The sequence below is a fragment of the Desulfurococcus sp. genome (assembly GCF_049970475.1).
Lineage (GTDB): Archaea > Thermoproteota > Thermoprotei_A > Sulfolobales > Desulfurococcaceae > Desulfurococcus > Desulfurococcus amylolyticus.
The window spans coordinates 1-8,183 of the sequence record NZ_JBMFMW010000055.1; the positions used below are offsets into that span (position 1 = coordinate 1).

Sequence of the window (8,183 nt, forward strand, 5' to 3'; positions counted from 1 at the left end):
AGCCTCAGATTGTTGTTTCTGTTTTCATACTTTTAGGTTTATGAAGGTTGGTATAGAACTCTTTTATTGAAGAGTGAGTATGTTGAAGGTGAATCGGGGTGCAGGGGTTTCCCACAGCTATGACCTCGAAAAGCTATGAGGGCGAGCCGTGGGCTGGGGTCACCCCGAGCGAGCGGAGCCCAGTGATACGAATACCGAGGGCAGTGAAGCCAAGCGCAGAGGACTCAATATCAAACCCTATGAAGCCCGAAGCCCCCTTTCCACGGCCCGTTATAGGTCTTGGAAACTAGGACCACCGCTAGATGTATAATCACCGATACTGGGTATGAATGTTAAATTATTAAGGCGGTACTTATACATTCCCGTATTTTTTCCCTTGGCACTAGTTCTGGGCATCTCTCCAAGATGGGTGTACATGTTCCCTCAAGGTAATCTTTAAGTGTACATGGCTTACTCCTACTTCTATTGTCTTGTAGGATGCACCGTGGGCCAGCGTACTTGAATAATAATGGTTCAACCTTATTCAGCTCACCTAGTATCTGCCAGGCTATGCTGCGTATCTCCCACTGTGCCCTGGCACATGTTCTCAGTGGAATAAATACCTCGATGAGCTCTCTGGCATTCATTGATACAAGTAGTCTGGTTTTCACAGCCTGGGGTAGTAGGTATCTTGCATCCTCATATGGAATCCCGTTGAGGAGTGCCTTATAGTAGGATTTAACTCCTTGTATAATGGCCCTGAGGGATTCTTTATCCTTAAGCCTTACCGTGCTGGGCGGGATTATGAACGCCTCAGCTACGACTTCCAATAACTCGGTGAAACCTGGATCAGCATCTAGGAATCCCTCTATAGCCTCAACGTATTCTCTGAAACCGGCTTCCCGTGAATTTCTGCCGGTGTGCTCGAATATTTTCGTCACCATGTTTCTCAGGTATTTATCACTGTATCTCTGAGACAGCTGTGAGAACGAGGCATGTCTGTGTCTAACTAGTTGATGACTGCAAACCCTGCTACATATCACTTCGAATATGAATATCGAGTGCTCAAGTGGAGAGCCATGTCCCCGTTTAACCAGTTCCCTGATCCACTCCTCGGTTTTCACATAATCCATATCCCCGGTAATCGAGGTGAAGTCTCTTGGTGATAGGGTGAGCTTTGAAGCAGATGCTATAATCCTACTTGTATCAGGTAAATGTGCAACGAGGAGGGCCCGCGGTAGGTATTTCTCCATTACCTCGGCACCTCTTTAATAAAGGTCTTAAACCCGAGCCTTCTAAAAACACCTGCGACTCCTTCAAGTTCTACCTCGCTGGGCATACAGTATTTATCACACCACTCTACGCTACGGGGATTAGTGAGAGGCTTTGATAGGAGGGGGTTCACAATGACAACGGTATTTTCCACGTGTTTACTGAGGGTAGGCATGATGAATTCCAGTGTCTTCTCCAGCGTCTTGAACGTTAAGTTTTTGGCAACCGGTATCCTAAGCTCGAGGGGGATGTTTTTCTCAACTATGAGTCTCAACGACTCCGTGAACTGTTTAAATAATATATTCGATGCATCGCCGAGGCCTGATAACTCGTCGAAAGGGGTCTTAAGGTCTGTTGCAACATGGTCAATGACGCCTTGATCCACCAGCTTCTTAAGGGGCATGTAAAGGGTTAGATTACTGTTTAAACTAGTTGCCACACCCATCTCCTTAGCCTCCTTAAACAACCACGATAGGCCAGTGTATTGGAGTAGTGGTTCTCCACCGGTTACATGAAGATAGTCTATGAAGCTCCTGCTTGCTGAGAGATCATCGAGGAGCCTACTGATGTCTAGGGGCTTACATATTGAACCCTCATTGCTTGCAAGCCTCCAGTTATGGCAGAATGGACACTTCAAGTTGCACATGCAGAGCCATAGCGTAAAGGTTACGGAGCCGTGGACGTCAACTAGGCTGGTATTCTTCCACCCGCTACCAATCAGTTTGATGAGCATGAGAAACCACCAGACGAGAAAATCGAGAAAACGAGTCGGTGTTTAGAAGACGTAGTGATTCCGTGTCCAGAACTCCTTCCTCCTCTGGGGGTTCCAGTTCTTTATTGGCCTATAGTAACCTATAATCCTGCTCCATACCTCGATGTTCTCGTTTCCACATCTCGGGCATGATTTATATAACCCGGTGTATGTTCTCCCGCATGATGGGCAATATGTTAATGCAGGGGTGAAGCTCCAGTACACGATATCGGTATCCATGATTCTCTTAGCCAGCTTCGCCAATGCGTCTGGCTCGGGTTCCTCGGCTAGAAATATATGCATCATCACGCCCCCCGTGAAGTACTTCTGGACTCTTGCCTCAACCTCGATTCTATCGGGGAGCTCCATTTCAGGGGCATAGTATGGGGCTATACTGGTCGAGTATATAGGGTTATCAGGGTCTGGTAAGTAATCTGCTAGTTCAGGGTATAGCTTCATGTCTAGAGCCGCCATCTTGGGTGAGGCTGACTCGGCTGGGACCTCCTCAACATTCCATGGGATGCCCGACTCCCGCATCCATCTTCTAGCAGTATTAGTGGCGTGCTCGACCATCTTCCTCATCAACTCTGTTGCTCGGAGCCAATCGCTCCTATTTCCGTCTAGCCAGAGCTTCGGCTCTTGCAGCAGTATAGCGGCTGCCTCGGGGAGCCCTATTAATCCTATGGTGTTGAAGTGCGATGAGGGGAATTCAGGCATATATTCTGTGATCATATAGTAGAAATTCGGGTATTCTTTCAATATTTTCACATACCTAGCTCTAAACCAGTCTACAGCCTCCCTAACCAGCTTCAAGGCCTCATCGTAGAGCTCCCAGAATCTGGTGTCATTACCTCTAGCCTCTAGAGCCAGCCTCGGAATATTGATATCTACAACATTTACGCTCCCAGTTATATCGGGCATTGCCCACAGCCCGCCGAACCTCTGCTTCTCAAGCTTGTTCCAATATTCTTCCCTAGCTTCCTCAACGTCTTTTTTAATCGAGCTTAAAGAGAACGTTAAGCCACCGTTGTATGCGTAGAGAAGCTCGTTCTTCTGAATACTAATCCTGCAGCAGTTGTGGGTTATCACGCCCCCGCTGTGGACGAAGTAGTGGGGCCCGTCTACCTCCACGTCGACGAACAGTTCATCGTTTTCAAGCTCCACCTCTTCTATGCTCTTAATACTGACCCACACAACACTTCCTGTCTTCATCCTATGTTTCCAAGCCTCGATTGAGGGGTTTTCCTCATCTACCACTAGCTCGACTTCCCCTTTGAGCTCTACGTATTCACCACTGATTTCCGCCTGTAACACTGGTAGCTTACTGTCTTTCGGTATGTCGTTGGCCTTCCTCAGCTCGTATCTCCTGTGGTTCCTCCTGTAGACCAGTACTGGGTGGTCTGGCGTGGCCACAAAGCCCCTGCCATTACTAAGCTGGACTCTGACGGCTTTCCTAGACTTCTTCACTAGGATTCTCTTCACAGGCCTCCAGCTTACCTCGCCTGTTTCGGGGTTGAACGCCAGCACCTTGAACTCCCTAGCCGGCTTATACCATGTCGCTCCATCCGGGTCCACGGCCTCTACTCCACCAGCGTACTTCTCCACCAGCTCTCCCATCGTCAGCTCGTGTACTTCGCCATCGTTGTTGATGGGTATCTTCTCACCGCTATGCAGGCACATTGCATAACTGGCGTCCGGGTCTACTATCCTAGTGTTTAACCAGTAGAAGCTTCCGCGTTTTGCAGCCGTCTTGAATACCGCTTCATATATCTCTGGATCCTCCCAGAGTAGTTTAGATGTGGTCATTAGGGTGGGAATTGGGAATGTGAATGGTTGCCCTACGCTGTCCCCATTCATATAGTTCTCGAAAAGGGCTAAGAGAAAGATTTTAGCCTCCTTCTCATATGCCCCAAGGGGCTCGGTTTTCTTACCATCGTAGACGGCGTAGTCTCCTTCGAGGGCTTTCCTCGATGCATCCATTATTATCGTGAAGTTCGTGAAGGGGGTTTGCAAACCTATCCTGGTTGGATAGTTTAAATTATAGAGTAGCCTCTGGATATTCTGCTTTACCCCTCGGTAGTCTAATCCATCGCTCCTTATGAATGGACCCGCGTACCACTCGACGCTGGAGAAAGCCTGCGCCCCTGTGAAATAGTGCTGGAGTGTGATCAGGTAGTTAGCCACGTGGTCTACGAATGTGTCGAAGTGTCTTGCTGGACGGGAGATGACTGTAGGGGTCTTCAAGCCTTTCTCAAGTAGCCTTGCCATACTATGCCCGGTGCAGTAGGGTATGTATATGCTCTGGGGTAGTTTGTGAATATATATTAATCCATCCCTATGTGCTTTAAGGATGTGGCTTGGAAGCAAGCCTAGTATGTCGCGCTTCATGTATTCCTCGAGCAGGTAGCTGAAGAAGCTGCCTGGACCCATGTATTTATTAGCGTTCTCGTTTACGTCGAGACTACTCCATTTGACAAACTCTATAAAGGGATCTCTCATATCAGTATCAACCTTGCTTGACTGCATAAGACATCTCCGATAAGGCTTCAAGATAAATACTAGGAAATACAAGATATTTAAGCAGGATTGAGTTGGCTGATGTAACCCACTGGTAGATAACGAAGTTATTATCTCGACTAGGATCTTAACTGGGATTAGTAAATCTGCGTCTAAAGTATGCCGAGTAATCTCTCAGCGCTAGCTATTATCCTCGACACCACGATCCATGTTGCAAGAGGACCTCTATATATCGAGTAACACTTGACTGCCTGTTTCACAGTGTCCTCCTCGAAGTCTCCATGGGGGAATCCACCTATACCTATGGCGAATCCATTGTTCAATGCCTCCCCAACCACATTGTCGAGGCTACTCTGGACGCAGGATTCACTTAAGAGTATCAGCCCCTTTGCCCCAATAGCCTTGATTAACGAGTCAAGCGGCATTGTCTTGATATAGAGCAACGGCTTCTCTGAGCCTGGTGGAACCTCTCCCTCCTTAAATAACTGCTCCATTAACCCTGTGAACCTATTGTAGTTCCTCGGGATCCTGGTTGATGAATCAATGAAGATAGCGTGCCCCTGTATCGTGTGTATGTATATCTCCATTCTACCGGTTTTATTTAATGGGCTCTCCAACGCCTCTAACAGGCTTAAATGTATGATATCCGGCCTACCCCGCTTATGCTTCAATGGGAGTTTCTTCATGGCGTGGTAATGTATGCTTACATCGAGTAGTATCTCATGGGGACTTTTCCCTCTTTTACCAGCGTTTTTAAACACTACTGGGTGTGATGCAATGCTTGGAGGTATAGTCTCTAATGCTGCTTCCACGAGTATTATCTTAAGCCTCCCCAGCTCAATCACCTTTCTCTCCAATTTAATACCGTGGTGGAATATAATTATATAACTCCACCACGCGGGGTCTGGTTCTTGAATAGGGAAAAATATATAAGGGAGATTGCTAGGGAACGGGTGATACTGCTCTACAAGTACTCAGTAGAAAGGGCTAGAGAAGGAGATTTCGAGTTAGCGAGGAGATACATCGAGATAATGCTTAAGATAGCTGGGAAAGCCAGGATTAAGCCTCCCAGGTACATTAGGAGGGGTTATTGTAGGAGGTGTCATATACCATTAATACCTGGTTTAACACTTAGTGTAAGAGTGAGGGGTAGTGGCAAGTCGTCCAGGTTGGTCTATAGGTGTCTGCAATGTGGATGGGTGAGGAGATATATGATAAAGGCCTCAGGGAGAAGATCAAGCTGAGGATAGCCGGTAAAGTCGATGTACAGCTAGGTAAGAATGGGGTAACCCAGGGATTCATTGAGGAGGTCAGGCTAAGGCTCCGGAAACACGGCGTGGTGAAGATAAAGGTGTTGAAATCCTATAGGAGGAGCGAGGGCTTCGATATACATAGACTGGCTGAGGAGATAGCTGGTTTAACAGGTGGGAAGATATACGAGGTCAGGGGCTTCACTATCACGCTTATAAGGGGTGAAGGGGATGGTTAAAAGTATTTTAAAGCATGTAGACTTAGTGATTACAATAGGGTGATTGAGTAAATGGTTACGGCATTAGAGGTTCCAGCTGACAAGCTAATTGAGAGGCTCGTAGAGTATTTGAAAGCAAACGTACCAGAGGTAAAGCCGCCTACATGGAGCATGTTTGTTAAAACCAGCTCGCATAAGGAGAAGCCGCCTACTAATCCGGAATGGTGGTATTACAGGGCGGCGAGCATACTGAGGAAGCTCTATAAAGCCGGTGAACCAGTGGGATTAACGGAGCTTAGAAGAGAATATGGTGGAAGGAAGAACAGGGGTGTTCGCCCCGAGAGAACTGTTAGAGCTCCTGGCAATGCGATCAGGAAGATACTGCAGCAATTAGAGCAGGCACAGCTAGTGAGAAGGACAAGGAAGGGTAGAATTCTCACGCCTCAGGGGAAGTCACTGCTTGATAGGCTGAGCTTCGAGATACTCTCGGAGCTGAGTCGTGCTAATCCAGAGCTTTCAAAGTATCTTCCCCCGACAAGTCATTAATAAGAATATAATTGCCCCGGGGACCACTAGATGCCTTCAGACACTGGGAGCGAATACGGTAACGAGGGATATGATGAGGAGCTTGAGGCTATAAGAAGGAGGAAGCTGGCTGAGCTGCAGCGCCGTATGGAGGAGGAGAAGCAGAGACGTCAAATGATAGATGCAGCACTCAGAAAGATCCTTACACCAGAGGCTAGGGAGAGACTTAATAATTTAAGACTTGTTAAACCAGAGCTCGCGGAAATGCTTGAACAACAGTTAATAGCGCTGGCTCAAAGCGGGCGTGTGAAGATACCTATAACAGATGAGTTTTTAAAGAGGCTTTTATCAGAAATATATGAGCAGACACATAGAGAACCGAGGATAGAATTCAAGAGGAAATAGGTGTTTAAACATGGCTAGATTCAAACACGTTGCCAGGAAGCTTAGGCTTGCAGCTGCTTTGAAGTCTAATAGGGCTATACCGATCTGGGTGTCGGCTAAGACCCGTCTAAGGGTTAGGAGGGGGTTCAGCCTCAGGAACTGGAGAAGGAGTAAGCTTAAGAATATTTAGGGGTGGTTGAGCTATGAGCGAATCCGGGGGTATGGTTAAATCTGTGCATGTAATACCATTGAAGAGGGTATACTTTGGACGCCGCATGAACAGGGCTGATAGAGCTATTAGATTGGTGAGAAAATATGTTGCCAGGCACTTTAAGGATGCTGAAAAAATAATATTAGATCCAGAGTTAAATAAGTATATATGGTCGTGTGGACGCGAGAAACCACCTAGAAGAGTAGTTGTTGAAATAAGGTTCAATAAGAATGAGAAGGAGGCCAGGGTTTTTCTCAAGAGAGTTAAGTAGCTTGAATACTTAAAGAACTATTTAATCCTCTAGCTATAAATATATTTCTCAGTGTTTCAGGAAGGGTCGGTGGTTTTAATTGGAGATTACCAGGATGAGTTTCTTCGGTAACTCGAATATAGGGGTCTACGCGTATACGAATAGTAAGATGCTGGTTCTTCCCCCTGGGATAGGTAGTAGTGATCAAAGGGAAATGATCGAGGTATTAAAGGTTAAGGGAATAATCGAGTCCAGGATAGCTGGCACAGTGTTGAATGGTGTCTTCATAGCTGGTAACGATAGCGCGATCATTCTGCCGAGGATAATATTCGATGATGAGTTGGGGTCTCTTAGAAAACAGATTAGGGAGCAGGGTATAGATATCGTGCACTACGTCTCGGGCTCGAGGTTCACTGCGCTCGGGAACCTACTAGTATGTAATAACAAGGGGTGTATTGCAAGCACGTTGTTTGAGAGAGATGTTGTAAGGGATTTAAGTAGTGTCCTCGGTGTGGAAATAGTTCAGTTACCCTTATTAAACCTGGAAATACCGGGTAGCCTCCTCGTAGTAAATGACCAGGGTGGGGTGGTACACCCTGATGCTAGTGATGGGGATTTAAAAACCATAGAGGAAATCCTAAAGGTAAGGGTTGAAAGGGCAACCGTGAACGCTGGAATACCGTTTGTGAAGAGTGGTTTATTAGCCAATAACCACGGTATAATTGTAGGAGGCAATACAACGGGTCCCGAGATACTTAGGATTAGAAAGGGGTTTGGAGGTGGGGAGTAGTGGAGGTTAAAACATATAGGGTTACAGGCTACATGT

At 46.8% G+C, this 8,183-nt stretch carries 12 protein-coding genes; 8 read left to right on the plus strand and 4 right to left on the minus strand.

Annotated elements, in window-relative coordinates; translation table 11 throughout:
* Positions 1-98: 98 nt before the first annotated feature.
* The gene (locus tag ACP5N5_RS04500; protein ID WP_428133342.1) at positions 99-290 is read left to right on the plus strand and encodes a hypothetical protein; all 192 of its coding nucleotides are present in this window, start codon (positions 99-101) and stop codon (positions 288-290) included.
* Positions 291-332: 42 nt separating this feature from the next.
* On the opposite strand, the gene thyX is transcribed toward ACP5N5_RS04500, so the two are convergent.
* From thyX to ACP5N5_RS04520, 4 genes are all read right to left on the minus strand, one after another.
* The gene (gene thyX, locus ACP5N5_RS04505) at positions 333-1,232 is read right to left on the minus strand and encodes an FAD-dependent thymidylate synthase (RefSeq protein ID WP_428133345.1); all 900 of its coding nucleotides are present in this window, start codon (positions 1,230-1,232) and stop codon (positions 333-335) included.
* Positions 1,232-1,984 (minus strand): anaerobic ribonucleoside-triphosphate reductase activating protein, encoded by a 753-nt coding sequence (locus tag ACP5N5_RS04510; protein WP_428133347.1) that lies wholly within the window; start codon positions 1,982-1,984, stop codon positions 1,232-1,234. Before ACP5N5_RS04510 ends, thyX begins: the two co-directional genes overlap by 1 nt.
* Before the next feature lie 42 nt (positions 1,985-2,026).
* Entirely contained in the window at positions 2,027-4,528 is a 2,502-nt protein-coding gene (locus ACP5N5_RS04515; RefSeq protein WP_428133349.1) for an anaerobic ribonucleoside triphosphate reductase, read from the minus strand.
* A gap of 143 nt (positions 4,529-4,671) precedes the next feature.
* Positions 4,672-5,376 carry a 16S rRNA methyltransferase gene (locus ACP5N5_RS04520; RefSeq protein WP_428133351.1) on the minus strand — a complete coding sequence of 235 codons (705 nt, stop codon included), beginning with the start codon at positions 5,374-5,376 and terminating at the stop codon, positions 4,672-4,674.
* A gap of 54 nt (positions 5,377-5,430) precedes the next feature.
* On the opposite strand from ACP5N5_RS04520, the gene ACP5N5_RS04525 reads away from it, so the two are divergent.
* The 7 genes from ACP5N5_RS04525 (at position 5,431) to ACP5N5_RS04555 (ending at position 8,147) form a co-directional block, all read left to right on the plus strand.
* Positions 5,431-5,763 carry a ribonuclease P protein component 4 gene (locus ACP5N5_RS04525; protein WP_014767995.1) on the plus strand — a complete coding sequence of 111 codons (333 nt, stop codon included), beginning with the start codon at positions 5,431-5,433 and terminating at the stop codon, positions 5,761-5,763.
* Positions 5,709-6,008 (plus strand): YhbY family RNA-binding protein, encoded by a 300-nt coding sequence (locus ACP5N5_RS04530; protein ID WP_042667789.1) that lies wholly within the window; start codon positions 5,709-5,711, stop codon positions 6,006-6,008. The genes ACP5N5_RS04525 and ACP5N5_RS04530 overlap by 55 nt, the downstream gene beginning before the upstream one ends.
* Before the next feature lie 51 nt (positions 6,009-6,059).
* On the plus strand, positions 6,060-6,533 hold the full coding sequence (locus ACP5N5_RS04535; RefSeq protein WP_012608781.1) for a 30S ribosomal protein S19e: 474 nt from the start codon (positions 6,060-6,062) through the stop codon (positions 6,531-6,533).
* 30 nt (positions 6,534-6,563) lie between these two features.
* A complete protein-coding gene (locus ACP5N5_RS04540; protein ID WP_042667788.1) occupies positions 6,564-6,917 on the plus strand; it encodes a DNA-binding protein in 354 nt (117 codons plus the stop codon).
* A gap of 10 nt (positions 6,918-6,927) precedes the next feature.
* Positions 6,928-7,086 carry a 50S ribosomal protein L39e gene (locus ACP5N5_RS04545; protein ID WP_012608779.1) on the plus strand — a complete coding sequence of 53 codons (159 nt, stop codon included), beginning with the start codon at positions 6,928-6,930 and terminating at the stop codon, positions 7,084-7,086.
* Between the two features lie 13 nt (positions 7,087-7,099).
* The gene (locus tag ACP5N5_RS04550) at positions 7,100-7,378 is read left to right on the plus strand and encodes a 50S ribosomal protein L31e (protein WP_012608778.1); all 279 of its coding nucleotides are present in this window, start codon (positions 7,100-7,102) and stop codon (positions 7,376-7,378) included.
* Positions 7,379-7,457: 79 nt separating this feature from the next.
* Entirely contained in the window at positions 7,458-8,147 is a 690-nt protein-coding gene (locus ACP5N5_RS04555; RefSeq protein ID WP_042667787.1) for a translation initiation factor IF-6, read from the plus strand.
* The last annotated feature ends 36 nt before the right edge of the window (positions 8,148-8,183 follow it).